Annotated in this window: 26 protein-coding genes and 1 tRNA gene; 19 read left to right on the top strand and 8 right to left on the bottom strand. The window is 69.1% G+C overall.

The window, feature by feature from the left end; translation table 11 throughout:
• The first annotated feature begins 18 nt into the window (after nucleotides 1-18).
• On the top strand, nucleotides 19-1,056 hold the full coding sequence (locus tag K8940_RS23080) for a glycosyltransferase family 2 protein (RefSeq protein WP_223392364.1): 1,038 nt from the start codon (nucleotides 19-21) through the stop codon (nucleotides 1,054-1,056).
• Here the strand turns inward: K8940_RS23080 and argE are convergent.
• Entirely contained in the window at nucleotides 1,053-2,231 is a 1,179-nt protein-coding gene (gene argE / locus K8940_RS23075; RefSeq protein ID WP_223392363.1) for an acetylornithine deacetylase, read from the bottom strand. The two genes, K8940_RS23080 and argE, sit on opposite strands and share 4 nt — an antisense overlap.
• A gap of 113 nt (nucleotides 2,232-2,344) precedes the next feature.
• Here argE and K8940_RS23070 point away from each other — a divergent pair, with 113 nt between their 5' ends.
• From K8940_RS23070 to K8940_RS23030, 9 genes are all read left to right on the top strand, one after another.
• The gene (locus K8940_RS23070; protein WP_223392362.1) at nucleotides 2,345-2,980 is read left to right on the top strand and encodes a glutathione S-transferase N-terminal domain-containing protein; all 636 of its coding nucleotides are present in this window, start codon (nucleotides 2,345-2,347) and stop codon (nucleotides 2,978-2,980) included.
• A 90-nt stretch (nucleotides 2,981-3,070) separates the two neighbouring features.
• Nucleotides 3,071-3,913, top strand: a complete 843-nt coding sequence (purU, locus tag K8940_RS23065) for a formyltetrahydrofolate deformylase (RefSeq protein ID WP_223392361.1) — start codon at nucleotides 3,071-3,073, stop codon at nucleotides 3,911-3,913.
• Between the two features lie 73 nt (nucleotides 3,914-3,986).
• Nucleotides 3,987-5,054, top strand: coding sequence for a dTDP-glucose 4,6-dehydratase (gene rfbB / locus K8940_RS23060; RefSeq protein WP_223392360.1), 1,068 nt, complete (start codon nucleotides 3,987-3,989; stop codon nucleotides 5,052-5,054).
• Nucleotides 5,054-5,932 carry a dTDP-4-dehydrorhamnose reductase gene (gene rfbD / locus K8940_RS23055; RefSeq protein WP_223392359.1) on the top strand — a complete coding sequence of 293 codons (879 nt, stop codon included), beginning with the start codon at nucleotides 5,054-5,056 and terminating at the stop codon, nucleotides 5,930-5,932. The genes rfbB and rfbD (K8940_RS23055) overlap by 1 nt, the downstream gene beginning before the upstream one ends.
• Before the next feature lie 123 nt (nucleotides 5,933-6,055).
• Nucleotides 6,056-6,940 carry a glucose-1-phosphate thymidylyltransferase RfbA gene (rfbA, locus tag K8940_RS23050; protein WP_223392358.1) on the top strand — a complete coding sequence of 295 codons (885 nt, stop codon included), beginning with the start codon at nucleotides 6,056-6,058 and terminating at the stop codon, nucleotides 6,938-6,940.
• A gap of 114 nt (nucleotides 6,941-7,054) precedes the next feature.
• On the top strand, nucleotides 7,055-8,332 hold the full coding sequence (locus tag K8940_RS23045; protein ID WP_223392357.1) for a serine hydrolase domain-containing protein: 1,278 nt from the start codon (nucleotides 7,055-7,057) through the stop codon (nucleotides 8,330-8,332).
• A gap of 84 nt (nucleotides 8,333-8,416) precedes the next feature.
• Nucleotides 8,417-9,541 (top strand): DNA cytosine methyltransferase, encoded by a 1,125-nt coding sequence (locus tag K8940_RS23040; protein ID WP_223392356.1) that lies wholly within the window; start codon nucleotides 8,417-8,419, stop codon nucleotides 9,539-9,541.
• 73 nt (nucleotides 9,542-9,614) lie between these two features.
• Complete coding sequence (cysK, locus tag K8940_RS23035) at nucleotides 9,615-10,601, top strand: cysteine synthase A (RefSeq protein WP_223392355.1); 987 nt, start codon at nucleotides 9,615-9,617, stop codon at nucleotides 10,599-10,601.
• A gap of 22 nt (nucleotides 10,602-10,623) precedes the next feature.
• Nucleotides 10,624-11,082: a very short patch repair endonuclease gene (locus tag K8940_RS23030; protein WP_223392354.1), complete on the top strand. Its 459-nt coding sequence runs from the start codon at nucleotides 10,624-10,626 to the stop codon at nucleotides 11,080-11,082.
• Here the strand turns inward: K8940_RS23030 and K8940_RS23025 are convergent.
• From K8940_RS23025 to K8940_RS23015, 3 genes are all read right to left on the bottom strand, one after another.
• On the bottom strand, nucleotides 11,028-12,791 hold the full coding sequence (locus K8940_RS23025) for an ATP-binding protein (protein WP_223392353.1): 1,764 nt from the start codon (nucleotides 12,789-12,791) through the stop codon (nucleotides 11,028-11,030). The genes K8940_RS23030 and K8940_RS23025 overlap by 55 nt on opposite strands.
• A gap of 179 nt (nucleotides 12,792-12,970) precedes the next feature.
• Nucleotides 12,971-13,255 carry a DUF167 family protein gene (locus tag K8940_RS23020; RefSeq protein WP_223392352.1) on the bottom strand — a complete coding sequence of 95 codons (285 nt, stop codon included), beginning with the start codon at nucleotides 13,253-13,255 and terminating at the stop codon, nucleotides 12,971-12,973.
• Complete coding sequence (locus K8940_RS23015) at nucleotides 13,248-13,562, bottom strand: YggT family protein (protein WP_223392351.1); 315 nt, start codon at nucleotides 13,560-13,562, stop codon at nucleotides 13,248-13,250. Before K8940_RS23015 ends, K8940_RS23020 begins: the two co-directional genes overlap by 8 nt.
• A 113-nt stretch (nucleotides 13,563-13,675) precedes the next feature.
• Here K8940_RS23015 and K8940_RS23010 point away from each other — a divergent pair.
• Both K8940_RS23010 and K8940_RS23005 read left to right on the top strand, forming a co-directional pair.
• Nucleotides 13,676-13,751: transfer RNA gene (locus K8940_RS23010), tRNA-Ala, on the top strand.
• A 237-nt stretch (nucleotides 13,752-13,988) separates the two neighbouring features.
• Nucleotides 13,989-15,194 (top strand): carbohydrate porin, encoded by a 1,206-nt coding sequence (locus K8940_RS23005; RefSeq protein ID WP_223392350.1) that lies wholly within the window; start codon nucleotides 13,989-13,991, stop codon nucleotides 15,192-15,194.
• A 16-nt stretch (nucleotides 15,195-15,210) separates the two neighbouring features.
• Here the strand turns inward: K8940_RS23005 and tkt are convergent, their stop codons facing one another.
• Nucleotides 15,211-17,172 (bottom strand): transketolase, encoded by a 1,962-nt coding sequence (gene tkt, locus K8940_RS23000; RefSeq protein ID WP_223392349.1) that lies wholly within the window; start codon nucleotides 17,170-17,172, stop codon nucleotides 15,211-15,213.
• Nucleotides 17,173-17,371: 199 nt separating this feature from the next.
• Between tkt and K8940_RS22995 the strand changes: the two genes are divergently transcribed.
• Together K8940_RS22995 and K8940_RS22990 are read left to right on the top strand one after the other, a co-directional pair.
• A complete protein-coding gene (locus tag K8940_RS22995; RefSeq protein ID WP_223392348.1) occupies nucleotides 17,372-19,408 on the top strand; it encodes an NAD(+) synthase in 2,037 nt (678 codons plus the stop codon).
• 91 nt (nucleotides 19,409-19,499) lie between these two features.
• Nucleotides 19,500-20,810, top strand: coding sequence for a mannose-1-phosphate guanylyltransferase (locus K8940_RS22990; RefSeq protein ID WP_223392347.1), 1,311 nt, complete (start codon nucleotides 19,500-19,502; stop codon nucleotides 20,808-20,810).
• Here the strand turns inward: K8940_RS22990 and K8940_RS22985 are convergent.
• On the bottom strand, nucleotides 20,807-21,970 hold the full coding sequence (locus tag K8940_RS22985) for an AGE family epimerase/isomerase (RefSeq protein ID WP_223392346.1): 1,164 nt from the start codon (nucleotides 21,968-21,970) through the stop codon (nucleotides 20,807-20,809). The genes K8940_RS22990 and K8940_RS22985 overlap by 4 nt on opposite strands.
• Before the next feature lie 98 nt (nucleotides 21,971-22,068).
• Here K8940_RS22985 and K8940_RS22980 point away from each other — a divergent pair, with 98 nt between their 5' ends.
• From K8940_RS22980 to K8940_RS22965, 4 genes are all read left to right on the top strand, one after another.
• Nucleotides 22,069-22,614, top strand: a complete 546-nt coding sequence (locus K8940_RS22980) for a D-glycero-alpha-D-manno-heptose-1,7-bisphosphate 7-phosphatase (RefSeq protein WP_223392345.1) — start codon at nucleotides 22,069-22,071, stop codon at nucleotides 22,612-22,614.
• Nucleotides 22,611-23,492, top strand: coding sequence for a dTDP-4-dehydrorhamnose reductase (rfbD, locus tag K8940_RS22975; RefSeq protein ID WP_223392344.1), 882 nt, complete (start codon nucleotides 22,611-22,613; stop codon nucleotides 23,490-23,492). Before K8940_RS22980 ends, rfbD (K8940_RS22975) begins: the two co-directional genes overlap by 4 nt.
• Before the next feature lie 72 nt (nucleotides 23,493-23,564).
• Nucleotides 23,565-24,218 carry a fructose-6-phosphate aldolase gene (gene fsa / locus K8940_RS22970; RefSeq protein WP_223392343.1) on the top strand — a complete coding sequence of 218 codons (654 nt, stop codon included), beginning with the start codon at nucleotides 23,565-23,567 and terminating at the stop codon, nucleotides 24,216-24,218.
• A 183-nt stretch (nucleotides 24,219-24,401) separates the two neighbouring features.
• Nucleotides 24,402-24,635: a hypothetical protein gene (locus tag K8940_RS22965; RefSeq protein ID WP_223392342.1), complete on the top strand. Its 234-nt coding sequence runs from the start codon at nucleotides 24,402-24,404 to the stop codon at nucleotides 24,633-24,635.
• Between the two features lie 4 nt (nucleotides 24,636-24,639).
• Here the strand turns inward: K8940_RS22965 and K8940_RS22960 are convergent, their stop codons facing one another.
• Both K8940_RS22960 and K8940_RS22955 read right to left on the bottom strand, forming a co-directional pair.
• Nucleotides 24,640-24,888 carry a hypothetical protein gene (locus K8940_RS22960; RefSeq protein WP_223392341.1) on the bottom strand — a complete coding sequence of 83 codons (249 nt, stop codon included), beginning with the start codon at nucleotides 24,886-24,888 and terminating at the stop codon, nucleotides 24,640-24,642.
• Nucleotides 24,885-25,319, bottom strand: coding sequence for a MarR family winged helix-turn-helix transcriptional regulator (locus K8940_RS22955; RefSeq protein WP_223392340.1), 435 nt, complete (start codon nucleotides 25,317-25,319; stop codon nucleotides 24,885-24,887). Before K8940_RS22955 ends, K8940_RS22960 begins: the two co-directional genes overlap by 4 nt.
• Nucleotides 25,320-25,458: 139 nt before the next feature.
• On the opposite strand from K8940_RS22955, the gene K8940_RS22950 reads away from it, so the two are divergent.
• Nucleotides 25,459-26,874: a pyridoxal-phosphate dependent enzyme gene (locus K8940_RS22950; RefSeq protein WP_223392339.1), complete on the top strand. Its 1,416-nt coding sequence runs from the start codon at nucleotides 25,459-25,461 to the stop codon at nucleotides 26,872-26,874.

Here is a 26,874-nt window from a genome sequence, read left to right as displayed (position 1 = left end):
GAAACGAACTGGCCACCGATGCCGCCTGAAGCGACCGAAAACAAGAGCCAGGAGAATGGGGCCCCGGCGGTGACCGTCATCATCGTCTCCTACCAGAGCGGTCCTACCCTGGAGCCGTGCCTGGCGCGTCTCGCCGCCCAGACCTTTCGTGGCTTCGAGACTATCCTGATCGACAACGCCTCGACCGACGGCGCGCCGCAGGCGGCGGCCAAGGCCCATCCGTGGGTCGATTTCGTCGAGGCGGGGGAGAACCTGGGCTTCGCGGCCGGCAACAACCTGGCCGCCCGCCGCGCCAAGGGCCGCTGGCTGGTCCTGCTCAATCCCGACGCCTATGCCGAGCCGGAGTGGCTGGCCGAGCTCATGGCCGGGGTCGAGCGCCATCCGACCGTGAAGAGCTTCGCCTCGCTGCAGCTGTCGGCCGACCGGCCGGGTCTGCTGGACGGGGCCGGCGACAACGTCACCAGCGCGGGCATACCGTTTCGGGGCGGGTATGGCCGCAAGATCCCGTCAGTCCTGCCCGAGGGCGAGGTGTTCTCGGCCTGCGGCGCGGCCATGCTGATCGACCGCCAGCTGTTCCTGGACGTCGGCGGCTTCGACGAGCGCTATTTCTGCTACTGCGAGGACGTCGACTTGGGTTATCGCCTGCGCCTCTACGGCCAGCCGACCCTGCTGCTGCCCAGGGCCAAGGTCGCCCACGTCGGCTCGGCCAGCACCGGCGTGCGCTCGGACTTCTCGATCTTCCACGGCTCGCGCAACCGGGTCTGGACCTTCGTCAAGAACACGCCGGGCTGGCTGTTTCCGGTCACCCTGCCGCTGCATGTGGCGGTGACGGCGGGCCTCTTGCTGCTGCACTGGCGGCGCGGCGACGTCGCGCCGGCCATCCGGGGGATCAAGGCGGCGCTGAAGCGCGAGGACTTCGACCAGGTCCTGGCCGACCGTCGCGCCATCCAGGCCAAGCGGAAGGCCTCGCCCGGGGCGATCCTGCGGGTGATGTCGATCGATCCGGCCGCGTTCATCGGCCGCCGCTTCGTGATCCGCAAGGCGCGGGGACTCTAGGAGACCGACAGATCCTCGATCAGCCGGCGCATGAAGGCCGCGCCGCGCTGCATCTGGCTGATCTCGACATATTCGTCCGGCTGGTGGGCCTGGTCGATCGAACCGGGGCCGCAGATCACGGTCGAGAAGCCCGCGCCCTGGAACTGCCCGGCCTCGGCGGCGTAGGGCACGACCCGGGCCGGGCCGTTGTCGCCGGCCAGGCGTCGCGCGAATGTCTCGGCGACACCGTCCTCCTCGGGCGCGAAGGCCGGGGTCAGCGAGCGGCGCTCGACCTTGACCCCGCCCTCGGGCGCCTTGGCCTTGATCTCGGCGTCCATGGCGTCTGCGGCGGCGAAGAAGTCGGCCAGCAGCGCCATCGGGTCCTGGCCGGCTGGGGTGCGCAGGTCGAACAGGAACTTGCACTCGCGGGCCAGGATGTTGCCGGCCGTGCCGCCATGGACCATGCCGACGGTCAGGGTTGCGCCCTTGGGCGTGAACGGCGAGGCTGGATCGGCGTCGCGCTCGAGCTTTTCCGACAGCGCGACCAACATCGCCATCAGCTTGATCGCCATCGTGTTGGCCGAAACGCCCAGGTGCGTGAGGCTGGAATGGGCTTCGCGGCCGGTGACGGTGACCGTGAAGGTGGCGATGCCCTTGTGGCCGCGCACGGCGACCATGTCGGTGGGCTCGCCGACCACCACCAGGGCCGGACGCGGCAGGTCGGTGGCGATCACCTCGATCATGTCCGGCGCCCCCAGGCAGCCGACCTCCTCGTCATAGGAGAAGGCCAGGTGCACGGGCTTGCTGAGCGTGGCCTGGGCCAGGTCCGGGGCGGCGGCCAGGGCCAGGGCCAGGAAGCCCTTCATGTCGCAGGTTCCCCGGCCATAGAGCCGCCCGTCCCGCTCGGTCAGCACCCAGGGGTCGCTGGACCAGGGCTGGCCGTCGACCGGCACGACGTCGGTATGGCCCGAAAGCACCACCCCACCCTCGACCGCCGGGCCGATGGTCGCCATCAGGTTCGACTTGGTGCCGTCGGCGTTGGGCACGCGGCGCGAGGGGATGTCGAGATGGGCCAGGTAGCCCTCGACCCACTGGATCAGCTCCAGGTTCGAGCGACGCGAGGTGGTGTCGAACGCCACCAGCTTGGCCAGCAGATCGATCGCGCGATCGGACAAGACTTCGGAAGAGGAAACCATGATCCGAGCCTAGACCCGTTCTCGTTGCGCCGCCTACCCACGCGCAGCAAGATCGTCCGCCCGCGCGTTGTTGGTCGCGAAAGGCGCAGCTGAAGTTTCCTGGGAGACGCTCCGTGATCGACCTCTACACCTGGACCACGCCCAACGGCCGCAAGGCGTCGATCATGCTGGAGGAGGTCGGCCTGCCCTACCGGGTCCACCCGGTGGACATCGGCAAGAACGAACAGTTCGACCCGAACTTCCTGGCCATCTCGCCCAACAACAAGATCCCGGCCATCGTCGACCACGACGCGCCCGGCGGGCCCCAGGCGGTGTTCGAGAGTGGGGCGATCCTGGTCTATCTCGCGGAAAAGACGGGAAAGCTGCTGGCGTCCGAGGGGCCCGAACGCTGGGCCGCTCTGGAGTGGACCTTCTGGCAGGTCGGCGGCCTGGGGCCCATGGCCGGCCAGTACGGCTATTTCGCGCTTCGCGCCGAGCAGAAGGTGCCGGCCGCCATCGACCGTTTCGGCGAGGAGGTCGCGCGGCTGCTGGGCGTGCTGGACCGGCGGCTGAACGACCATCCCTGGATCGCGGGCGAGCACTATTCGATCGCCGACATCGCCAGCTACAGCTGGACCAAGGTCATTCTCGGAGCCCTGGCCAAGGCCGAGCCGGATCGCGATCCGGGCGTTCCGGCGGTCGAGAACTGGCTGATGGCCATGGAGGCCCGCCTGGCCGTCCAGAGGGGCATGGCCGTGCCGAAGGTTTAGGAAAACTCCAGTCGCGACGGGAAAATCGGCCTCGCCTGTCGCGTTCAGGCGCTTTTCTTCGGCGACGCTGTTCTCTAGAGGGAGCGGACCATGATCCTGACCCTCTCCTGTCCCGACCAGCGCGGCATCGTCGCCAAGGTCTCCGCCTTCCTCTACGAGCGCGGCTGCAACATCCTGGACGCCCAGCAGTTCGACGACCAGGAGACCGGCCAGTTCTTCATGCGCGTGGTCTTCGACGCCGATGGCGCCGATCGGGCCGCCTTGCGCGGCGATTTCGGCGACCTCGCCACGACGCTGAAGATGAAATGGACCCTGCGCGACCGCGCCGAGCGCTACCGCGTGCTGCTGCTGGCCAGCAAGTTCGACCACTGCCTGGCCGACCTGGTCTATCGCTGGCGCATCGGGGAGCTGCCGATGGACATCGTCGGCGTGGTCTCCAACCATCCGGCCGAGACCTACGAGCACATCGACCTGTCGGGCCTGGCCTTCCACCACATGCCGGTGACCAAGGAGACCAAGTTCGAGCAGGAAGCCGAGCTGTGGAAACTGATCCAGGAGACCAAGACCGACATCGTCGTGCTCGCCCGCTACATGCAGGTGCTGTCCGACGGCCTGTCGGCCAAGCTGCAGGGCCGCTGCATCAACATCCACCACTCGTTCCTGCCGGGCTTCAAGGGCGCCAAGCCCTATCACCAGGCCCACGCGCGGGGCGTGAAGCTGATCGGGGCCAGCGCCCACTACGTGACCGGCGACCTGGACGAGGGTCCGATCATCGAGCAGGACGTCGAGCGCATCAGCCACCGCGACACGCCCGAGGATCTGGTTCGCAAGGGCCGCGACATCGAGCGCCGCGTGCTGGCGCGGGCCCTGCGCTACCGCCTGGAGGACCGGGTGCTGCTGAACGGCCGCAAGACGGTGGTGTTCACCGACTAGCCCTAGCCTGTTGCGCATACACTAAAAACTGGATACGGGCTGCCGTCTTCGACCGCCGAGGGCTATCCAGCGCATGTCGCAGCAGAATCTCCGCGTGATGGTGACCGGCGGGTCGGGCTTCATCGGCTCGGCCGTGTGCCGTCATCTGGCCGGCCAGAACGACGTCGCGATCCTCAACTACGACAAGCTGACCTACGCCGCCTCGCCGGCCAGCCTGGCCATGCTGGAGGGCAAGGCCGACTACCGGTTCGTGCAGGGCGACGTCGCCGACGCCGCGGCGGTCTCGGCCGCGATCAAGGCCTTTCGCCCCAACGTGGTCATGCACCTGGCCGCCGAGAGCCATGTCGACCGCTCGATCACCGGTCCGGGCGATTTCATCCAGACGAACATCGTCGGCACGTACGTCATGCTGCAGGCGGCGCTGGAGCACTGGCAGGGCCTGGAGGGCGCCGAGAAGGACGCCTTCCGCCTCCACCACATCTCGACCGACGAGGTGTTCGGCAGCCTGGGCGCCGAGGGCCTGTTCAGCGAGACCACGCCCTACGATCCCCGCTCGCCCTATTCGGCCTCCAAGGCTTCGTCCGACCACCTGGCCCGCGCCTGGCATCACACCTACGGCCTGCCGGTGGTGGTCTCCAACTGCTCGAACAACTACGGGCCCTATCACTTTCCCGAGAAGCTGATCCCGCTGGTCACGCTCAATGCCCTGGAGGGCAAGCCGCTGCCGGTCTACGGCAAGGGCGACAACATCCGTGACTGGCTGCACGTCGAGGACCACGCCCGCGCGCTGCACCTGATCGCCACCAAGGGCGTCCCGGGCGAAAGCTACAATGTCGGCGGCCGCAACGAGCGGACCAACCTGCAGGTCGTCGAAGCGATCTGCGACGTGCTGGACGAGCTGCGCCCGGTCGCGGGCCTTCGCCGTCGCGAGCTGATCACCTTCGTCGCCGACCGTCCGGGCCACGACGCCCGCTACGCCATCGACGCCACCAAGCTGGAGACCGAGCTGGGCTGGAAGGCGCAGGAGACCTTCGACACCGGCCTGCGCAAGACGGTCCAGTGGTACCTGGACAACGAGGCCTGGTGGGCCCCGCTGCGCGAACGCTACGCTGGCCAGCGCCTGGGGCTGAAGACCGCCTGATGCCGCGCATCGCCCTCTTCGGCGCCAATGGCCAGTTGGGGTCGGACCTTGTCGCGCTGGCCGATCGGCGCGGTTTGGACCTCGTGGCCGTGACCCGCGCCCAGGTCGACGCGGCCGACCCAGCGGCGGGTTTCGACGATCTTTCCTTCGACGTCGCCATCAACTGCGTGGCCGTGACTCATGTCGACGGCTGCGAGAAGGATCCTGCGCCGGCCGTGGCGATCAACGCCCATTTCGCCGAGCGCCTGGCCAAGGCCTGCGCCGCGAGGGGCGCGCGGCTGGTGCAGGTCTCGACCGACTACGTCTATGGCGGCCAGAGCCAGCGTGAGCCGCTCTCGGAAGAGGTCGGCCGTGCGCCGGTCAATGTCTATGGCGCGACCAAGGCCCTGGGCGAGGACCTGGCCCGGCTGGAGCATGACGATGTCATCGTCGCCCGAGTCGCCTCGCTGTTCGGCGTGGCCGGGGCCAGCGGCAAGGGCGGCAACTTCGTCGAGACCATGATCCGTCTGGGCAGGGAACGCGGTCGCCTGACCGTGGTCGACGACCAGGTGATGTCGCCGACCGCGTCGTGGGACGCCGCCGAGGCGATCCTGGACCTGATCGCCGCCCAGGCCCCGGCGGGCGTCTATCACGTGGTCAATTCCGGCGTCGCCAGCTGGTGCGCGTTCGCCCAGGCGATCATCGACAAGGCCAGGGTTACAAAGGATGGCGTGGCCGCCGAGGTCGCGCCGATCTCGACCAGCCAGTTCCCGACCCCGGCGCGCCGGCCGCCGTACAGCGCCCTGTCGAACGCCAAGCTGGAGGCCGCGATCGGCCGGCCGATGGCCTCCTGGACGGACGCCCTGGACCGCTACCTGGCCGCCAAGGGTCACGCCTGAGGCCGGCGTCGCCCAAAATCCTCCAAGATCATCGTGTTGAAACGCCGACCCTTGAGCGAAAGCACTGACGCCGTCGTCAATTCCGCTCTAGGGTCCGGCTACAGGACTGAAGAAGAAGACGTAATGAAGGGCATCATCCTCGCGGGCGGATCGGGCACGCGCCTCCATCCCGTGACCATGGCGATCAGCAAGCAGCTGCTGCCGGTCTTCGACAAACCCATGATCTACTATCCGCTGTCGGTCCTGATGATGGCCGGCGTGCGGGACGTGCTGATCATCTCCACGCCGCGCGACCTGCCGCTGTTCGAGGGGCTTCTGGGCGACGGCGCGCGCTGGGGGATCAACATCACCTATGCCGAGCAGGCCAATCCCAACGGCCTGGCCGAGGCCTATCGCATCGGCGCGGACTTCGTCGGCAACGAGCCGTCCGTCCTCGTCCTGGGCGACAACCTGTTCTACGGCGCGGGCCTGGGCCGCATCCTACAGGGCGCCAAGGAGCGCTCGAAGAGCGGGGCCAGCGTCTTCGCCTATTTCGTCAACGATCCGCAGCGCTACGGCGTCGTCGAGTTCGACGCCTCGGGCAAGGCCGTGTCGATCGAGGAAAAGCCGCAGAAGCCGCGCTCGAACTGGGCGGTTACCGGCCTCTACATGTACGACAACCGGGTCGTCGACTTCGCCCGCGACCTCAAGCCGTCGGCGCGCGGCGAGCTGGAGATCACCGACATCAACCGCCTCTATCTCGAGGCGGGCGCCCTGTCGGTCGAGCGCATGGGCCGGGGCTTCGCCTGGCTGGACACCGGCACCCACGACAGCCTGCTGGAGGCTTCGGAGTTCGTGCGCACCCTGGAGCACCGCCAGGGCCTGAAGATCGGCTGCGTCGAGGAGGTCGCCCACCAGAACGGCTGGATCTCGACCGAGCAGCTGCTGGGCCTGGCCCACGACCTGGCCAAGTCGCCCTATGGGGCCTACCTGAAGATGATCGCCTCCCAGGCCGATCATCAGGTCTGACCTCCCGAAGGCCCGCGTCTACGACCACGACGGGCTGGAAAAGCGGCGCTCGCTCGGCGACAGTCCCGCCTCGTCATGGCCAACGTTGTCATGAGAAGCGTCGGGGAGGCCGTGTTGCGCAAGAAGATCATCCTCGCCGCCGTCGCGGCGACGCTGTTGGCCGTCCCGGCCGCTCCCGCCCTGGCGCGTCCGGCGCCGGCCGCCGAGGTCGTCGCCTCGGTCAAGATCGACAAGGCCCGGATCGACGCCGCCCTGAAGGCCATGGTCGACAGCGGCCGCGCCGTGGGGGTCTCGGCCCTGGTCTGGAAGGATGGCCAGGAACGCTACTTCGGGACCGCCGGCATGGCCGACCGCGAGGGCGGCAAGCCGATGCGCCGCGACACCCTGGTGCAGATCTTCTCGATGACCAAGCCGGTGACCGGCGTAGCGCTGATGCAGCTGTGGGAGCAGGGCAAGTTCGGCCTGGACGACCCGCTATCGCGCTACCTGCCCGAGTTCGCCGAGATGAAGGTGATGGACGCCCGGGGCCAGGCGCGCCCGGCCGCCCGGCCGATCCTGATCCGCGACATCCTGCGCCACACGGCGGGCTTCTCGTATGGCGGGACCGCCACCCCGGCCGACGCGGCCTTCTCGGCCCTCGACCCGATGAGCCTGAACAACGACCTCGCCGAGTTCGGTCGTCGCATCGCCAAGGCGCCGCTGCTGTTTGATCCGGGCGAGGAGTGGAGCTACAGCGCCGCCGTCGACGTCCAGGCCCTGCTGGTCGAGAAGCTGACCGGCCAGCCTTTCGAAGCCTATGTGAAGGCCCATGTCCTGGAGCCGCTGGGCATGAAGGAGGCGGCCTGGACCCAGCCCGAGGCCGCCTTCACCCGTCTGGCCGCCACCTACAACAAGGGTCCCGACGGCAAGCTGGTTCGCCAGGACGACGTCGAGACCCGGCGGCTGAACTTCGATCCTAACCGTCGCCTGACCATGGGCGGGGCCGGCATCGTGGCCCCGATCGACGACTACGCCCGCTTCTCGCGCATGCTGCTGAACGGCGGCGAGCTGGACGGGGTCCGGATCCTCAAGCCCTCGACCGTGCGCCTGATGGCCACCGATCACCTGGACGCCCGCGTGACCCAGCGCCGCTGGCTGCCCAGCAAGGGCACGGTCGGCTTCGGCTTCGACTTCACGGTCCGCAAGAGCCAGCCGCAGACGGCGGCCGAGAACCGCGGAGCGGTCGGCGAATTCTTCTGGGACGGCCGCGAGACCACCCTCTTCTGGGTCGATCCGGTAAACCACCTGACGGCGGTGTTCTTCGTCCAGACCTATCCGTTCGACGGAACCCTGCATCACGACTTCCGCCAGGCGGTCTACGGCGCTGACTATCTGGGGCCGAAGGGCGACTAGCGGGGCGGTTATCAACAGGGCGGCGCGCGTCGGCGCGCCATTGCCCTATGCCCGCCGGACGAGGTGAGGCTAGACTCGGGCGAGATGAATCGGACCGCCCGCCACACCTTTCTAGAGTTCTTCGCCGGCGGCGGCATGGCCCGCATCGGCCTGGGCGGCGACTGGGCTTGCGCCTTCGCCAACGACTTCGACGCCGTGAAGACGGACGTCTATCGGGCGAACTTTCCGGATTCGGAGACACACTTCCACGCCGGCGATGTCTTCGCCCTGACGGCGGACCGGATCCCGAGCGCCGACCTGGCCTGGGCCTCCAGCCCCTGTCAGGACTTCAGCCTGGCCGGCGCGCGGGCGGGCCTGGCGGGCGGCAAGTCCTCGGCCTTCTTCGGCTTCTGGACTCTGATGAAGGCGATGTCGGCCGAAGGTCGCGCCCCGCCGCTGATCGTCATCGAGAATGTGGTCGGCCTGCTGACCTCGCACCACGGCGACGACTTCACCGCCCTGTGCGGCGCGCTCTCGGAAGAGGGTTATCGCTTCGGGGCGGTCGAGATCGACGCCAGCGCCTTCGTGCCGCAGTCGCGGCCCCGCGTCTTCGTGGTCGCCACCCGCCTGCCGACCGGCGACCTGGAGGGGCCCAGCGCCTTCCACACCCGCGCCGTGCGCGAGGCCGCCGCCCGCCTGCCCGACGACCTGAAGGATCGCTGGATCTGGTGGGGCGTGCCCTCGCCGCCGGCCCGCAACACCGACCTCGCCGTGGTGCTCGAGCCCGACGAGGCCGTGACCTGGAACCCGCAGGAGCGCACCGACGCCCTGCTGGCCCTGATGGCCGACAGCCACCGCGAGGCGGTCGAGCTGCGGATCCGGTCGGGGGAACGCGCGGTCGGAGCGGTGTTCCGGCGCATGCGCGGCGGCGACCAGCGGGCCGAGGTGCGGTTCGACGGCGTGGCCGGCTGCCTGCGCACCCCGCGCGGCGGCTCCTCGCGCCAGACCCTGCTGGCCATCGAGAACGGCCAGGTCCGCTCGCGCCTGGTCACCCCGCGCGAGGGCGCGCGCCTGATGGGCCTGCCGGACAGCTATCGGCTGCCGCGCTCCCAGACGGCCGGTCTGCAGGTGATCGGCGACGGCGTGGCGGTCCCGGCCGTACGCTGGCTGGCGGAAAGCCTTCTGGAGCCCTTGCTCGATAGCAAAACTGCAAGCCTCGCCGCTGAATGACCCCCTGACAGCTGGGGTTTGGAGGGCTAGGGTGCGGCCGCTTTCCGCAACCTAACGCTCCCTGGGTGCTGCTATGGACGACGCTTCCTCCCTCTATGACGCTTCGCGCTTCAAGCGCGCCGGTCGCGGCAAGATCTACGACTCGATCATCGATACGATCGGCGACACGCCGCTGGTGCGCCTGCCGCGCCTGACGGCCGAGCTGAAGCCCAAGGGGGAGGTCGTCGCCAAGCTCGAGTTCTTCAACCCGATCGCCTCGGTCAAGGACCGCATCGGCGTGGCCATGATCGAGTCGCTGGAGGCCAAGGGGCTGCTGAAGCCCGGCGCGACCATCATCGAGCCGACCTCGGGCAACACCGGCATCGCCCTGGCCTTCGTGGCCGCCGCCAAGGGCTACAAGCTGATCCTGGTCATGCCCGAGAGCATGTCGATCGAGCGCCGCAAGATGCTGCTGCTGCTCGGCGCCAAGCTGGAGCTGACCCCGGCCGAGAAGGGCATGCGCGGCGCCGTCTCGCGCGCTCAGGAGCTGATTGACGCCACGCCCGGCGCGGTGATGCCCCAACAGTTCGAGAACACCGCCAACCCGCTGATCCACCGCGTCTCGACCGCCGAGGAGATCTGGAACGACACGGCCGGGGCCGTGGACGCCGTGGTCTCGGGCGTCGGCACCGGCGGCACGATCACCGGCGTCGGCCAGGTGCTGAAGGCCCGCAAGCCCGGCCTGAAGATGGTGGCGGTCGAGCCCGAGGCCTCGCCGGTGCTGTCGGGCGGCGCGCCCGGCCCGCACAAGATCCAGGGCATCGGCGCCGGCTTCGTGCCGGGCGTGCTGGATCGCGGCGTGATCGACGACATCGTCCAGGTGTCGAACGACGACGCCTTCGCCATGGCCCGCCGCGCGGCGGCTACCGAGGGCCTGCCGGTCGGCATCAGCTCCGGCGCGGCCCTGACGGCGGCCTTCGACCTGGCCCTGCGCGACGAATACGCCGGCAAGCTGATCGTGGCGATCATCCCCAGCTTCGCCGAACGCTACCTGTCCACGGCCCTGTTCGAGGGGCTCTGACCGTCATACCGGGCCGAGCGCCTTGACCGACGTCTACGACAAGGAGAAGCGCTCGGCCGTCATGGCCAGGGTCAAGAGCAAGGACACCACGCCGGAAAGGGCGCTACGCCGTATCCTGACCGGCCTGGGCGCGCGCTATCGCCTGCACCGCAAGGACCTGCCCGGCAATCCCGACCTGGTGATGGCGGGCCGCAAGCTGGCCTTCTTCGTCCATGGCTGCTTCTGGCACGGCCACGACTGCGCCCGGGGTTCGCGGGTCCCCAAGGCCAATCGCGACTACTGGCTGGCCAAGGTCGCCCGCAACGTCGCCCGCGACGAGCGCTCGACGGCGGCGCTCGCGGCGGCGGGCTGGCGGGTCGAGGTGGTGTGGGAGTGCGACTTCAAGGATGAGCCGGCGCTGACCGCGCGGTTGCGGGCGGTGCTGGATCAGGCCGCCGCGCCGTCCGACGTCGCGACCGGGGCGCCGCCCGCCAGCGCCTGAGCCAGGGCTCCGAACAGCTCGGCCGGATCGATGGGCTTGGCCACGTGGCCGTTCATGCCGGCGGCGGCGCATGCTTCCCAGTCCTTGGGCGTGGCCGAGGCGGTGACGGCGATCACTGGGACATTCCGGTTGGGGCCCGAACCGGCCCTCAGGCGGCGGGTGGCCTCGCGACCGTCCATGCCGGGCATGTAGACGTCCATCAGCACCGCGTCGAACGCCTCCGAAGCCAGCAGCTCCAGGCCCTCTTCGCCGGACTCGGCCAGGGTGGCCTCGACGCCGAACGGCTGCAAGACGAGTTCGATGGCGCGCCGGTTGACCACGTGGTCGTCGACCACCAGCACCCGCAGGCCGGTGATCGAGAGGTCGGGCTCCTCGACGCGCGGCGCCTCGGCCAGGCCCAGGGTGGCGGTCAGGGTGAAGCGGGCGCCGTGGCCCTCATGGCTGTGTTTGGGAGCGCTTGCGGCGGTCAGGTCGCCGCCCATCAGCCGGGCCAGTTCGCGGCTGATCGCCAGGCCCAGGCCCGACCCGCCGTGCTGGCGCACCACGGCCGCGTGCAACTGGTCGAAGGGCGTGAACAGGCGGGCCAGCAGGGCGTCGGGAATACCCGGCCCGGTGTCGATCACCTCGATCGACAATAGCACCCGTTCAGGCGTCGGCTGGGCGCTCAGCACGACGGTGATCTCGCCGCGCTCGGTGAACTTGATGGCGTTGCTGAGCAGGTTGTTCAGCACCTGCTTCAGGCGCGTGACATCGCCGGCGACCCAGCGCGGCAGGCTCGCCGCCCCCTTCACCTTCAGCTTCAGGCCCTTGCGGGCGATCTCGGGGCGCCACAGCCGCAGGGTGTCCGACAGGGCCTGGCGCAGATTGAACGGCGCCTGCTCGACGTGCATGCGGCCCGCTTCCAGGCGCGAGAAGTCCAGCAGGTCGTTGAGCAGGGCGCGCATCAGGCCGCCGGCGTCGGCGATCAACTGGGCGTGGATCTTGGAGCTGGCCTCGGGAACCTCGCTGTGCAGGCGGGCCGCCCCGGCCAGGATGGCGCTGATCGGGGTGCGCAGCTCGTGGCTGATCATGGCCACGAAGGCCGACTTGGCGGCGACGGCCTCCTCGGCCTCGTAGCGCCGCTGCTCGGCCTCGGCCTTGGCGTCGGCCTCGGCCTTTAGCGCGGTGTTCAGGGTCCGGCTGGCGACCGTGACCGAGGTGATCATCAGGAGCGCGCCGAACCACAGCACGTCGGCCAGGTTGGCCCCGGGATTGGCGGCCTTGGCGATGAACGGGGCGATCAGCAGGTAGAAGGCGTGCGGCGCGGCGGCCATGAGCGTGGTCGAGCGGCTGCCGGCGTTGACCACCACCACGTTCAGAAGCGCGCCGGCCAGCAGCATGCCGCCCAGGGTGGGCGCGAAGCGGATGTGGGAGGCGAACAGGGGAACGGACAGGGCGCCGAACGCGGCCGAGGTGGCGAAGGGCGCGACGAAGGCCATCCATCGCCGCCAGACGGGCGCGTGGACGCCGGTCACCAGGGGTTGGGTGGCCCACAGCTCGAACAGGTGACACAGGGTGTAGGCGAGGCCCCAGAGCCAGCCCCAGGACTCGCCGACATAGATCTGCAGTAGCCCCATGATGGCCAGGGTGGCGCCGAGACGCAGGTAGCTGTTCGCGCGCCGCGAGGCGGCGGCGCGAGCCATGTCCTTCTGCTCCTCGGTCCTGGTCATGGACGCCCTTGCCCCCGGGACCCCCCGGTCCCCGCTCACGACCAGGCTAGTCGCGAACGGCTACAGGGAAGTAAAAGAACGCCGTCACGTCAATGGCTTGGCCCGATTTGAGGTGGGCAGGATCGTGCGCGCTGGGCTGCGTGACGGATCGAATCGGCAAGGATTTGCCCCTCGTGACGCTAGGGGCGCGGACCGAAGGCGCGCGCCAGGTCCTCGGCGGTGACGCCGTCCAGCTCCAGGCGCTTGAGGCGGGCGGTGTCGCCGGCGGCGAGGCGGACGGCCGAGCGGGGAATTTTCAGGGTCTTGGCCAGGAAGGCCAGCAAGGCGGCGTTGGCGGCCCCGTCGACGGGCGGGCTGGCCACCCGCACCTTCAGGTAGGGACGGCCGTCCGCGTCCGCCGCCCAGCCGTCGATCGCGTCGCGGCCGCCACGCGGCGTCAGGCGAACGGCCAGGACCTCAGCCAAGAACGTTCAGAAGGGTGTTCTGCAGCGCGGGCAGGATGAAGATCTGGACGCCCCGCAGCAGCAGCAGGACGATGATCGGGCTGATGTCGACGCCGCCGATCGACGGGATGATGCGGCGGAAAGGCGCTAGAATCGGGTCCGTGACGCGATCCAGGAAGGTCGCCACGTTGTAGACGAACTGATTGCGGCGATTGATCACGTCGAACGCGAACAGCCAGCTCAGGACCGCCGAGATGATGATGGCCCACCAGAGCAGGTTCAACAGGGCGTTGAGGATGAAGAAGACGAGATTGATGATGGGGGCCATGAGTTTTCCGTCCGGACGCCAGAGCTTCTTGCCGTGCCTGGAGGGTGCTGGCAAGGCGGGTTGAGAACCCCGCTTGACGGGAGGCCTCAAGGGCCGTATCTCCGCCGCTCCTTGGGGCCGTAGCTCAGATGGTAGAGCGCCTCGTTCGCAATGAGGAGGTCAGGGGTTCGATTCCCCTCGGCTCCACCAAGGACCTTTCCAACATCACCTGACCCTGCCGGAAGCGCCCCGCCGCGCGCAAGCTTGGCCGTGCACGTTCATGCCCTCTGTGCGGGCGTCAGCGTCATCTCGCCGCAGCAACGCCGAATCCCTGGCGCGCGGATCCGTCTGCGACGACGCGCCACAGCGGAGATTTACCGGTTGGCGCCCCGCCCGGCGGGAGATTGCCCCCTCGCCCGATCGAACGTCGGGACAGCGGGGGCTAGAATGCGCCAATCCAGGGCCAGTGGGGCCAAGACCAACCAGCTCGCCTACCGCCTGGCGGCCGGATCCTTCTTCATCGCCGCCGGGCTGCTGGCGACGCGCGCCCATGCCGGGGAAAGCTCGGCGCTGCAGCTGGGCGTCAGCTACACGGCCGATGTGACGGGCACGGTCAGCGGCGGCCTGGCCAAGCGCGGCCGGATGCTGGATGACCTGCAGGTCTCGGCCGACCTCGACCTGGACAAGGCCGTCGGCTGGAAGGGCGCGACCGTTCACGTCCTGCTGTTGAACAACAGCGGCGCGACGCCCAATGACGACGCCGGCACGCTGCAGGGCGTCGACAACATCGAGGTCACCCGTCAGCGCGGCCGCCTGTTCGAGGCGTGGGTCGAGCAGGGCTTCGGCGACAAGGGCTCGGTCCGCGCCGGCCTCTACGACCTCAACAGCGAATTCTACGCCAACGACAGCGCCGGGCTGCTGATCGCCCCGGCCTTCGGCATCGGCTCGGAGCTGGCGGCCACGGGTCCGAACGGACCGTCGATCTTCCCGTCGACCTCGCTGGCCGCGCGGGTCCGCTGGACGCCGAACGCGCACGTCTACGCCCAGGCCGCCGTCCTGAACGCCAATGCCGGCGTGCTGGGAGATCCCGGCGGGGTCCACACCTCGTTCGACAACGGCGTGCTGGTGATCGCCGAGGGCGGCTGGCAAGGCCGCGGCAAGGTGGCCTTCGGGACCTGGCGCTACACCGACAAGCAGGACGACATCCGCGCGGTGACGCCGACCGGCGACCCGGTCCACGCCACCGCCAAGGGCGCCTATGTGCTGCTGGAGCGCCAGCTGACCGGCGAGGGAGACGACGCGGTCCGCAAGACGACGGCCTTCGCGCGCCTCGGCGTTTCGGATGGCGACACCACCGCCTTCAAGGGCGGCTGGCAGGCGGGGGTGCTGGTCGAGCGGGTGTTCGAAAGCCGTCCCGACAGCGCCTTCTCGGTGGGCGTCAACCAGGCGTTCCTGTCGGGCAAGTTCCGCGACAACGCCTTCGACGCGGGCCAGCGCCTGACGCGCTCGGAGGGCGCGATCGAGGTGACCTATTCGGACAAGATCGGGCCGGTGACGATCCAGCCCGACCTGCAATATGTGAAGAACCCGGGCGCCGACGGCGGCGTCGGCCACGCCCTGGTGGCGATCCTGCGGGTGGGGGTGGAGTTCTAGCTCCACCCCTTCCGGGTCAGGCGCCGGCCGCTTCGGCGACGGCTTCGGCGGTGATGCCGAACTTCTGGTACAGCACCTCGAACGGGGCCGAGGCGCCGAAGCTCTTCATGCCGACGAACTTGCCGGTTTCGCCGATGAAGCGTTCCCAGCCCATGCGGATGCCGGCCTCGACAGCGACACGGACGGGCGCCGTGCCGATGACCGAGGCCTGGTAGGCGGCGTCCTGCTTGTCGAACAGCTCCCAGCAGGGGGTCGAGACGACGCGGGTCGGCTTGCCCTTGGCCTGCAGGATGTCGCGCGCGGCCACGGCGACGCCGACCTCGGTGCCCGAGGCGAAGATCGTCACCTCAGCCTCGCCGCCCTCGGCGGCCAGCAGCTCGTAGGCGCCCTTGGCCGAGAGATCGCCGCCCGTCGTGCGGACGTGCGGGGTCTTCTGGCGCGACAGGGTCATGACCGACGGCGTGCGCTGGCTTCGCAGGGCGACCTTCCAGCACTCGGCGGCTTCCACCGCGTCGGCCGGGCGGAAGACCAGCAGGTTCGGAATGGCGCGCAAGGATGCGACATGCTCGACCGGCTGGTGGGTCGGGCCGTCCTCGCCCAGGCCGATGGAGTCGTGGGTCATCACGTGGATGACGCGGGTCTCCATCAACGCGCCCAGGCGGATGGCCGCGCGGCTGTAGTCGGCGAAGGCCAGGAAGGTGCCCGAGTACGGGATCACGCCGCCGTGCAGCGACATGCCGTTCATGGCCGCGGCCATGCCGAACTCGCGTACGCCGTAGTGGACGTAGCGGCCGTTGTAGTCAGGGGCGTCGAAGGCGCCCATGCCCTTGACCAGGGTGTTGTTCGAACCGGTCAGGTCGGCCGAACCGCCGATCATCTCCGGGATCGCCGGGATCAGGTGATCCAGGGCAGCGCCGGAGTGGACGCGGGTGGCGTTGACCGGCTTGGTTTCCAGGGCCTTGGCTATGTGGGCGTCGACGGCTTCGAAGGCGTTGGCCGGCAGCTCGCCCTTCATGGCGCGGGTGAAGTCGCTGGCGTGGATCGAGGCGCCGAGCTTGGCTTCCCAGGCCTTGCGGACCTTGGCGCCGCGACGGCCGACGCTCTTCCAGGCCTTGGCGATGTCGTCCGGCACGGTGAATGGCGCGGCGTCCCAGCCCATCGCCTGGCGGGCGGCTTTGATCTGGTCGTCGAACAGGGTGTAGCCGTGGCTGTGGGGATCGCCTTCCTTGGGACCCGCGCCCTTCGAGATCAGCGTCTTGCACGCGATCATGGTCGGGCGGTCCTGCTTGGTCGCCCAGCGCAGGGCGGCGGCGATCTTGCCGTGGTCGTGGCCGTCGACGACCTTCACGGCCCAGCCGGCGGCCTTGAAGCGGGCGACCTGGTCGCCGGTCTCGGAGATCGTCGCCTCGCCGTCGATGGTGGTGTTGTTGTCGTCGAACAGCACCGTCAGCTTCTTCAGGCGCAGGCGGCCGGCGATGCTGATGGCTTCGTGGCTGACGCCTTCCATCAGGCAGCCGTCGCCGGCGATCACCCAGGTGCGGTGGTCGACAAGGTCGTGGCCGAAGCGGCCGGCCAGGTGCGCCTCGGCCATGGCCATGCCGACGGCCGTGGCCAGGCCCTGGCCCAGCGGGCCGGTCGTGGTCTCGACGCCGGGGGTGTGGTGGACTTCGGGGTGACCGGGGGTCAGCGAGCCCCACTGACGGAAGTTCTCGATCTCCTTCATCGTCACGGCCTTGAAGCCGGTCAGGTGAAGCAGCGAATAGAGCAGCATCGAACCGTGGCCGGCCGACAGCACGAAGCGGTCGCGGTCGGCCCAGTCGGGCTTGGACGCGTCGAACTTCAGGAACTTGCCCCACAGGACGGTCGCCACGTCGGCCATGCCCATCGGCATGCCCTGGTGTCCGGACTTGGCCTTGTGCACGGCGTCCATGGAAAGGACGCGGATCGCGTCGGCCATCTTGATGGGCGAAACGGGCATGGAAGTTCCGTCTTGTCTTTGTTTTGCAGGGCTGCGCGAGGGGGCAGGTCGCATGGGAACCCGGAGGGGTCAACCCGCGACAGCGGCATATTCGGGCCTGCGAACGCCCGTCGTGGGCGCTATGCAACATCGTCCGCAGGCGCTATAGCTGGAGCCAGACTTATGCTCAATTTCAGCATAACCCTGAAAGGCCGGTTCCTTGGGTAGTCCGTCGTTCTTCTCGCCCTACCGCCATGGTTTCGTCCGCGTGGCGACGGCGGTTCCGAAGGTGAAACTGGCCGATCCGGCGGCGAACGCCCGGAGCGTCCTGGCCCTGGCGCGCGAGGCGCACGAGGCCGGCGTGGCGGTCATCGTGTTCCCGGAGCTGGGCCTGACTGGCTACACGATCGACGACCTGCTGCAGCAGGAGGTGCTGCTGGACGCCGCCGAGGCCGCGATCACGACCCTGGCGACGGAGAGCAAGGCGCTCTCGCCCCTGATCGTCGTCGGCGCGCCGCTGCGCGACGGCGGGCGGCTCTACAACACCGCCGTGGCGATCCAGGGAGGCCAGGTGCTGGGCGTGGTCCCCAAGAGCTTCCTGCCCAACTATCGCGAGTTCTACGAGCGCCGCTGGTTCACGCCGGGCGCGGGCGTCACGGGCAGGACCCTGGCCCTGGCCGGCCAGGCCGTTCCGTTCGGGACGGACGTCCTGTTTCGGGCCGGCGGCCCGACACCCTTCACCATAGGCGTCGAGATCTGCGAGGACGTCTGGACGCCGACCCCGCCCAGCACCGCCCAGGCCCTGGCCGGGGCCGAGATCCTGCTGAACCTGTCGGCCAGCAACATCACCATCGGCAAGTCCGAGACCCGCCGCCTGCTGTGCGCCAGCCAGTCGTCGCGGATGATCGCGGCCTATGTCTATTCGGCCGCCGGCGCGGGCGAGAGCTCGACGGACCTGGCCTGGGACGGCCATGTCGACATCCACGAGATGGGCGCCCTGTTGGCGCAGACCGCGCGGTTCTCGACCGGCCCGGCCTGGACCTTCGCCGACGTCGACGTCGAGCGCATCCGCCAGGAGCGCATGCGGGTCGGCAGCTTCGGCGACGCCATGGCGCTTAACCCAGCCAAGATCCCGTTCCGCGTGGTCCCGTTCGCCTTCGCGCCGCCAAAGGGCGACCTGGCCCTGGCGCGCGGGATCGAGCGCTTCCCGTTCACGCCGTCCGACCCCGCCAAGCTGCGCGAGAACTGCTACGAGGCCTACAATATTCAGGTCCAGGGCCTGGCCCGGCGTCTGGAGGCCTCCGGCCTGAAGAAGCTGGTCATCGGCATTTCGGGCGGCCTCGACTCCACCCAGGCGCTGCTGGTGGCCGCCAAGGCGGTCGACCAGCTGGGCCTGCCGCGCGCCAACATCCTGGCCTACACCCTGCCGGGTTTCGCCACCTCAGATCGGACCAAGGACAACGCCTGGGCGCTGATGCGGGCCATGGGGGTGACCGCCGCCGAACTCGACATCCGCCCGGCCGCGACCCAGATGCTGAAGGACCTCGACCACCCGTTCGGGCGGGGCGAGCCGGTCTATGACGTGACGTTCGAGAACGTGCAGGCGGGCCTGCGCACCGACTATCTGTTCCGCCTGGCCAACCACAACGCCGCCCTGGTGGTCGGCACCGGCGACCTGTCGGAACTGGCCCTGGGCTGGTGCACCTACGGCGTCGGCGACCACATGAGCCACTACAACCCCAATTGCGGGGCGGCCAAGACGCTGATCCAGCACCTGATCCGCTTCGTCGCCCATTCCGGCGAAGTCGACGCGACGACCACGGCCCTCTTGGAGGACATCCTGGCCACCGAGATCTCGCCGGAGCTGGTGCCGGGCGAGGAAGTCCAGGCCACCGAGAGCTTCGTCGGCCCCTACGCCCTGCAGGACTTCAATCTCTACTACCTGACCCGCTACGGCATGGCGCCGTCCAAGATCGCTTTCCTGGCCTGGAGCGCCTGGCATGACGCGGACAAGGGCGGCTGGCCGGTCGGCCTGCCCGCGAGCGCCCGCCGCGCCTACGACCTGGCCGAGATCAAGCAATGGCTCGAGCTGTTCCTGAAGCGGTTCTTCGCCAACCAGTTCAAGCGCTCGGCCGTGCCGAACGGTCCGAAGATCTCGTCCGGCGGCGCCCTGTCACCGCGCGGCGACTGGCGGATGCCGTCGGACGCGACCGCAGACGCCTGGCTGGCCGAACTGCACGCCAACATGCCAAGCTGACGTCCGGGCGCGGGGCGAAAAAGCTTTTGTTTCCCGCGCGCTTCGCGATATCCCCCCGTCGAGCGGGGCGCTTGTCAGTCTGAGGTTACTCTTGGCCGCGATCTATCCGGTTATCCTCTGTGGCGGCTCGGGCACGCGGCTTTGGCCAGCGTCCCGGAGCGACCAGCCCAAGCAGTTCTTGAAGCTGGTCGGCGAGCGCTCCTCGTTCCAGGAGACGGTGCTGCGGGTGAAGAACATCCCCGGCGTCGCCGAGATCGTCATCGTCACCGGCGAATCCATGGTCGACTACGTGGCCCAGCAGACGGCCGAGATCGACACCTGGGTGACCATCCTGGTCGAGCCCGAGGCGCGCGACAGCGCTCCGGCCGTGGCCGCCGCCGCCGCCTATGTCGAGCGCCAGGACCCGGACGGCGTCGTGCTGATGCTGGCCGCCGACCACTACATCGCCCAGCCCGAGATCTTCGGCGAGGCGGCCGTCACCGCGGCCAAGGCCGCCGAGAGCGACCTGATCGTCACCTTCGGCGTGCAGCCCACCGTGCCGGCCACCGGCTTCGGCTACATCCGTCCGGGTGAGGCGCTGCTGGACGGCTCGGTGCGATCGGTCGCCGCCTTCGTCGAGAAGCCCGACCAGGCGACGGCGGAGCGCTATCTGCTGGAAGGCTATCTCTGGAACAGCGGCAACTTCGCGTTCAAGGCCGCCACCCTGCTGGGCGAGTTCGAGGCGTTCGAGCCGACGGTCGCCGCCGCCGCCAAGGCCACGGTCGCTCTCCTGGAGCTGGAGGCCGGCATCGGCCGCCTGGATCGCGAGACCTTCGCCCAGGCCAAGAAGATCTCGCTGGACTACGCGGTGATGGAGCGCACCCAGAAGGCGGCGGTCGTTCCCGCCGCCTTCGCCTGGTCGGACCTGGGCGCCTGGGACGCCATCTGGGAGGCCTCGACCCGCGACGCCGAGGGCAACGCCCAGGACGGCGACGTCGACCTGCAGGGCGCGTCCAACGTCCTCGTCCGCACGACCGGTCCCTATGTCGGGGTGATCGGGGTCAGCGACATCGTCGTGGTGGCCGAGCCGGACGCCGTCCTGGTCTGCCACCGCAAGGACAGCCAGGCGGTGAAGACCCTGGTCGACGGCCTCAAGGCCAGGGGCCGTTCGATCGCTTCCCGCAAGAGCGCCCAGCCGAACGGGATCGAGACCCTGGTCTCGACCGACGGCTTCGACGTCGAGCTGCGCCGCGCGCCGGCCGGCGAGACCGTCGTCCTGCCGGTCTCGACCGTGCAGCTTCTGGAAGGCGTGCTGGAGATCGACGGCGACGTCTACGCCGCCGGCGCCATCATTCCGCTGGAAGCCGAGGCGCGGGCCCGCGCCATCGGCGCCGCCACGCTGCTGGTCACCAAGCCGCGCTAGGCGCTGGCCGCGCTGACCGCCCGGTCCATTTCCAGGATCCCCAGGACGATGTGGTAGAAGGAGCTGGCCGGCGCCGGCTCCTCCACGAAGGTCTCGTCGGGCTGATACTTGTCGCGCCACAGGCCTGGGATCGGCGTGCGCAGATAGGCCAGCAGACCCTCGGCGCCGGCGGCGGCCATGTCCCAGTACTTGGCGTCGCCCGTGGTCTCGGCGGCCAGGACGGCGGCCTTGATCCGTTCGGTCTGCGGCCACAGGCGCGCGCCGTTGTCGTGGATCGAGAAGTCGTCCAGCAGGGCGTTGATGGCCACGCCGCGCGCCAGGTCGACGCCCTTGGTTTCGGCGTCGTCGATCATCCGCAGGGCGGCGGCCGTGGCGTCGGGACGCCCGGCCAGCTTGCCCCAGCGCAGCAGTAGCCAACCCCACTCGAACTGGTGGCCCGGCTCGCAGATCCGGCCCTCGACGCCCGGCGCGGCGTTCCAGTCCAGGTCGAAGAATTCGCGCAGCTGGCCGCTTTCCGGTTGGATGAACTTCGACAGCGCCAGCTGGGCGATCTCGTCGGCTAGGGCGCGCCAGGCCGGATCGTCGTCGACGTCGTTCCAGGCCAGCATGGCTTCGAACAGGTGCATGTGCGGGTTCGACTGCAGCGGCGCGGTCGGCGGGTTGAAGTTGTGGAAGCCGGCCACGGGATGCTTGCGCTCGGCGATCAGCGTCTGGCGCACCTCGACCGCGATGGCCTTGGCCTCGGCGGCGCGGGCCGGCAGGACCTTGGCCACGGCGGCCAGGGCGAACATGGCGAAGGCCTGGTCGTAGAGATCGGCGGTCTCGTCCAGACTCTCGCCATTGGGGCCGATCAGGGTGCGGAACAGGCCGTCCGGACGACGATAGCGCGACAGATAGAACGACAGGCCGTGCTCGACCGCCTCGCGCCACGGGCCGGTCCAGCCCAGGTCGCCGGCGATGGCGAACGAATAGATCTGGCGGGGCAGCACGCGGCCGCGGCGCGGACCGTCGACGGGAACGCCGTCCAGGTCCAGCTTCTCGAAGAAGCCTCCTTTTCCGTGATCCGCGCCCGTCTCCCACCACAGCGGATAGGCGGCCTCGGTCGCCCAGGTCTTGAGGCGGTCGCGCAGGCGTGCGGCGTCGGCGAAGGCGTTCGTCATCTTGGGCTCCCAGAGGCGCCCCCTTCTAGAGCTTATCCCGTGTCCAGGCCAAGATGGCGGTCTGGCGATTCGACGCCGCCCGGAGTAGTGCTCAAGCCATGACCGACGCGCCCGTTGCTCCGCCCCTGAAGGCCGTGTTCCTGGATCGGGACGGCGTGCTGAACATCGACCACGGCTATGTGTTCGATCCGGCGCGGCTGGAATGGATCGACGGCGCCCGCGAGGCGGTGGCGGCGATGACCAAGGCCGGGTTGAAGGTGCTGGTCGTCACCAACCAGTCGGGCATCGGCCGCGGCTATTTCGACGAGGCGGCGATGGACCGGTTCCACGACGCCATGCAGGACCAGCTGGCGGAGTTCGGAGGGCAGATCAACGCCTTCTACTATTCGCCCTTCCACGAGACGGCGATCGTCGAGGCCTATCGCGTCGCCGACCATCCCGACCGCAAGCCCAATCCGGGTATGGTCCTGCGCGGCCTTGCCGAGTGGAACCTCCAGCCGGAGGAGGCGGTGATCATCGGCGACCGTCACATCGACATCGAGGCCGGCAACCGCGCGGGCATGCCGGGTTATCTGTTCAAGGGCGGCAACCTGCGGGCGTTCGTCGCCCAGGTGCTGGGCGATCGCGTCCCCGAATTGAAATGAGGATCCTGCAGTTCGGCAGGACCGGACAGGTCGCCACCGCCGTCCAGGCGGCGGCGCGTGGACGCGCGGAGATTGTCGCCCTGTCTCGCGCCGAATGCGACCTGGAAAGGCCTGAAGCCGTCCGCGCCGCCATCCTGGCCGCCGACTGCGACCTCGTTCTGAACACCGCCGCCTTCACCCAGGTCGACCCGGCCGAGGCGCGACCCGACGAGGCCTTCGCCGTCAACGCGATCGCGCCAGGGGAGATGGCCAGGGCCTGCGCCGAGCGCGGCCTGCCGTTCGCGCACCTGTCGACCGACGCGGTGTTCGACGGCCTGACCGACCGCGCCTATGTCGAGACCGACGAGCCCCGGCCGATCAATGTCTACGGCCGCTCGAAACTGGCCGGCGAGCAGGCGGTGCTGGCCCATCCGCGCTCGGTTGTCCTGCGGATCTCGTGGGTCTTTTCCCGCTACGGCCGAAACTATGTCAGCTTCATGCTGCGCCTGGCCCGCGAGCGCGAGCTGCTGAAGGTGGTGGCCGACCAGTTCGGAACGCCGACCGACGGCGAGGTCCTGGCCGATTTCCTGATCGCGACCGCGCCGCGCTGGGCCGCCGCGCCCGCCGGTGATCCCGCGTTCGGCCTGTTCCACTTCGCCAACGCCGGCGAGGCCAGCCGCTTCGACTTCGCCAGGGCTGCGATCGACCGCGATCCGCTGACCCGGGCGCGGCTGGAGGCCACCACCCAGGCCGCCTTCGCCGAGCCCGCGCCGCGCCCGCCACGCTCGCCGCTGGATACAGGCAAGCTGCGCGCCGTGTTCGGTTTCGAGCCCGAACCTTGGCGGGTGGCGGTCGAACGGACGGCCGATCGCCTGGTGAAGGGTGGTTTGGCGGGCTAAGCGCTAGCGCCGCGGGCCTGCTCGCGATAAACCGGGGCCCAACTTTTCCAGAAAATACAGCGCAAGAGACCCATGCAGATCTTCCTCGACAGCACCGACACCAAGGTCATCGCCGACCTGGCCACGACCGGCCTGATCGACGGCGTGACGACCAACCCGACCCTGATCGCCAAGTCGGGCCGTCCGATGCTGGAAGTGATCGCCGAGATCTGCGACATCGTCCCTGGCCCGATCAGCGCCGAGGTGGCCGCCACCACGGCCGAGGCCATGATCGCCGAGGGCAAGAAGCTGGCCGCCATCGCCCCGAACGTGGTGGTGAAGATCCCGCTGACCCGTGACGGCCTGATCGCCTGCGCCGCCTTCGCCGACGAAGAGATCAAGACCAACGTCACCCTGTGCTTCTCGCCGACCCAGGCCCTGCTGGCCGCCAAGGCCGGCGCGACCTTCGTCTCGCCGTTCATCGGCCGCCTGGACGACTACGGCTTCGACGGCATGGACCTGATCCGCGACATCCGCACGATCTACGACAACTACGGCTACGAGACCGAGATCCTGGCCGCCTCGGTGCGCAACGCCGCCCACGTCAAGGAGGCCGCCATCGTCGGCGCCGACGTCGTCACCATCCCGCCGGCCGTGTTCAGCGACCTCTACAAGCACCCCCTGACCGACAAGGGCCTGGAGCAGTTCCTCAAGGACTGGGCCTCCACCGGTCAGTCGATCCTCTAGGCGCCGATCCCGAGGTCGGCGGGCCTGTAACGGTTATTCCGTAAGCATTTCAGCGTTCCGGGCGGGTCCGAAACTCGCCCGGGGGGCGACCAGGTGATCACAGTTTATTTCGCAACGGCGAAGGTGGTTCGCAAACGCGAACTCGTGCGTTAAAGCTTGGTCCGTCAACGGAGGGCCACACGCATGGTTCTGAAGACCGCCGAGACCGAAGTCCGTCTGGCCGGCCCCGAAGAGGCCGACCGCTTCTCGCGATTCCTCCAGGGTTTCCTCTCGGCCAACGGCTTTCCGTTCGTGATCGTCCACGACACGCCCGAGCGACTGGGCCAGCTGCGTAAGGTGGTGTTCGAGGACGCCGGCCTCAGCCGCAAGTTCGCCAGCGAATGGCTCAGCCAGCGCGGCACGCTGGGAACCGCCTGATCCCTTAGTCTGGCTTCTGGGCCGACAGGCGCGCCAGCACCTCCGGATGGTCCTTCCAGGCCGGCATTCCGGCCATGTAGACGATCGTCTCCCGCTCGGCTTCCGCGCGTGGGCTGCCGCGCCGTTCCTGCCACTGCACCATCCGTTCGAAGCGCGTCGGAAAGTCCTGCAGGGCCCCCGTCTCGTCGACGCAGTGCTGGCAGTAGGGGCCGGACTCGATCGGCATGCCGCAGCTTTCGCAGGCGTGGCTCATGGACGGGCTCCTTTCAACTGGGCGACGAAGGCCCGGAAATGATCAATCAGCGCCTGCCGCTGCTCGGGCGTGAGTTCGGCGGCGGCCCGCGCCAGGACGTCGAGGTCGAGGACGTTACGCGCCTCGATCAGGGCGGCCTGGCCCGCGTCCGTAAGCCAGATCAGGCTGCGGCGAGCGTCGGTGGGGTCGCGGTCGCGCGCCAGCAGGGCTTTGTCGACCAGGTGCTCGACCATCTCGCTGAGCGTGCTGGGCGCGCGATCGACATGCCGCGCCAGTTCGCCGGCGGTCAGCGGGCCGGCGGCCGCCAGATGATCCAGCAGGGCCACGGTCTCGGGCGACAGCCGCTCGCGCTTGTCGCGCACGCGCCGGACGGCGACGCGATAGGTCGCGCGAAACAGATCCTCGAACTCGGCGGCGAAGGCGACGGTCATGAAGCGAGGCTAGGAGGGGCGTAGTCCTTCGTAAATCCCGAACGATCCCCGGGCGGCGGACGACCAGACACCCCTTCCCTTCGTTCGCGAAACAGGCCTAGCTAGGGAAAACGTTTCGTCTGGCCTGCGGAGCTGCGCCATGAACGACCCTAAATCCCAGTTTCCCGCGTCAAGCCTGCCCATGGTGGCCGGTTCCGCCCTGGACTTGATCGGCCGCACGCCGATGGTCGAGGTCAAGCATCTGGACACCGGCCCTTGCCGGCTCTTCCTCAAGCTCGAGAACCAGAACCCCGGCGGCTCGATCAAGGACCGCGTGGCCCGCGCGATGATCGAGGCGGCCGAGGCCGACGGCCGCCTGAAGCCCGGCGGGACGATCATCGAGGCGACGGCCGGCAATACGGGCCTCGGCCTGGCCCAGGTCGCCACGCTGAAGGGCTACAAGCTGATCCTGATCGTCCCCGACAAGATGGCGCGGGAGAAGATCCTGCACCTGCGGGCCATGGGCGTGGACGTGCGCCTGACCCGCAGCGACGTCGGCAAGGGCCATCCCGAATACTACCAGGACATGGCCCAGAGCCTGGCCCAGTCGATCCCCGGCGCGCTCTACGCCAACCAGTTCGAGAACCCGGCCAACCCGCTGGCCCACGAGACGACGACCGGTCCCGAGCTGCTGGCCCAGATGGACGGCGACATCGACGCCATCGTCGTCGGGGTCGGCTCTGGCGGCACCCTGACGGGGGTGGGCCGCTACATGAAGGCCCATTCGCCGAAGACGAAGATGGTGCTGGCCGATCCCGAGGGTTCGATCCTGCGCGACTATGTCGAGACCGGGACCTTCGGCGAGGCCGGCAGCTGGATCGTCGAGGGCATCGGCGAGGACTTCATCCCGGCCAACGCCCAGATGGACCTGGTCTCCAAGGCCTATGCGATCAGCGACCGCGAGAGCGTCGGCACGGCCCGCGAGCTGCTGCGCAAGGAAGGCATCCTGGCCGGCTCGTCCTCGGGCTGCCTGCTGGCGGCGGCGCTGCGCTATTGCCGCGAGCAGACCACGCCGCAGCGGGTGGTGACCCTCGTCTGCGACACGGGCTCGAAGTACCTGACCAAGATGTTCAACGACCTGTGGCTGGCCGCGCACGGCTTCGACGGGCGCGAGATGCACGGCGACCTGCGCGACCTGATCGCCAAGCGCTACGCCGAGGGCGGGGTGGTCGCCATCGGGCCTGACGACACCCTGCTGACCGCCTACAACCGCATGCGCTCGTCCGACATCAGCCAGCTGCCGGTCGTCGATCATGGGCGACTGGTGGGCATCCTCGACGAGAGCGACATCCTGGCGGCGGTCGAGGGCCACGACGACCATCGCACCCAGCGCTTCAAGACGCCCGTCGGCCAGGCCATGACCCGCGCGGTGAAGACCCTCCAGGCCCACCAGTCGGTCGACGACCTGCCCGAGGTGTTCGATCGCGACGAGGTGGCCCTTGTCGTGGACGGCGAGGAGTTCCTAGGTGTCATCACCCGGGTTGATCTGATCAACCACCTGCGCCTGAGCGCCTGA

This window comes from Caulobacter segnis (genome assembly GCF_019931575.1).
GTDB classification, from domain to species: domain Bacteria; phylum Pseudomonadota; class Alphaproteobacteria; order Caulobacterales; family Caulobacteraceae; genus Caulobacter; species Caulobacter segnis_C.
Note: the sequence above shows the minus strand (reverse complement) of the source record. Positions and strands in the feature narration are given on the sequence as shown.

Excerpts from the sequence above, each read along its gene's own strand:
- K8940_RS23005 (WP_223392350.1), top strand. The coding sequence starts at position 13,989 with ATGCGCCAATCCAGGGCCAGTGGGGCCAAGACCAACCAGCTCGCCTAC.
- K8940_RS22985 (WP_223392346.1), bottom strand. The coding sequence starts at position 21,970 with ATGACGAACGCCTTCGCCGACGCCGCACGCCTGCGCGACCGCCTCAAG.
- K8940_RS22950 (WP_223392339.1), top strand. The coding sequence starts at position 25,459 with ATGAACGACCCTAAATCCCAGTTTCCCGCGTCAAGCCTGCCCATGGTG.
- rfbB (WP_223392360.1), top strand. The coding sequence starts at position 3,987 with ATGTCGCAGCAGAATCTCCGCGTGATGGTGACCGGCGGGTCGGGCTTC.
- K8940_RS23015 (WP_223392351.1), bottom strand. The coding sequence starts at position 13,562 with ATGGCCCCCATCATCAATCTCGTCTTCTTCATCCTCAACGCCCTGTTG.
- tkt (WP_223392349.1), bottom strand. The coding sequence starts at position 17,172 with ATGCCCGTTTCGCCCATCAAGATGGCCGACGCGATCCGCGTCCTTTCC.
- K8940_RS22965 (WP_223392342.1), top strand. The coding sequence starts at position 24,402 with ATGGTTCTGAAGACCGCCGAGACCGAAGTCCGTCTGGCCGGCCCCGAA.
- K8940_RS22960 (WP_223392341.1), bottom strand. The coding sequence starts at position 24,888 with ATGAGCCACGCCTGCGAAAGCTGCGGCATGCCGATCGAGTCCGGCCCC.
- K8940_RS23040 (WP_223392356.1), top strand. The coding sequence starts at position 8,417 with ATGAATCGGACCGCCCGCCACACCTTTCTAGAGTTCTTCGCCGGCGGC.
- K8940_RS22955 (WP_223392340.1), bottom strand. The coding sequence starts at position 25,319 with ATGACCGTCGCCTTCGCCGCCGAGTTCGAGGATCTGTTTCGCGCGACC.
- K8940_RS22980 (WP_223392345.1), top strand. The coding sequence starts at position 22,069 with ATGACCGACGCGCCCGTTGCTCCGCCCCTGAAGGCCGTGTTCCTGGAT.
- rfbA (WP_223392358.1), top strand. The coding sequence starts at position 6,056 with ATGAAGGGCATCATCCTCGCGGGCGGATCGGGCACGCGCCTCCATCCC.
- K8940_RS23080 (WP_223392364.1), top strand. The coding sequence starts at position 19 with ATGCCGCCTGAAGCGACCGAAAACAAGAGCCAGGAGAATGGGGCCCCG.
- rfbD (WP_223392344.1), top strand. The coding sequence starts at position 22,611 with ATGAGGATCCTGCAGTTCGGCAGGACCGGACAGGTCGCCACCGCCGTC.
- cysK (WP_223392355.1), top strand. The coding sequence starts at position 9,615 with ATGGACGACGCTTCCTCCCTCTATGACGCTTCGCGCTTCAAGCGCGCC.
- K8940_RS23025 (WP_223392353.1), bottom strand. The coding sequence starts at position 12,791 with ATGACCAGGACCGAGGAGCAGAAGGACATGGCTCGCGCCGCCGCCTCG.
- fsa (WP_223392343.1), top strand. The coding sequence starts at position 23,565 with ATGCAGATCTTCCTCGACAGCACCGACACCAAGGTCATCGCCGACCTG.
- argE (WP_223392363.1), bottom strand. The coding sequence starts at position 2,231 with ATGGTTTCCTCTTCCGAAGTCTTGTCCGATCGCGCGATCGATCTGCTG.
- purU (WP_223392361.1), top strand. The coding sequence starts at position 3,071 with ATGATCCTGACCCTCTCCTGTCCCGACCAGCGCGGCATCGTCGCCAAG.
- rfbD (WP_223392359.1), top strand. The coding sequence starts at position 5,054 with ATGCCGCGCATCGCCCTCTTCGGCGCCAATGGCCAGTTGGGGTCGGAC.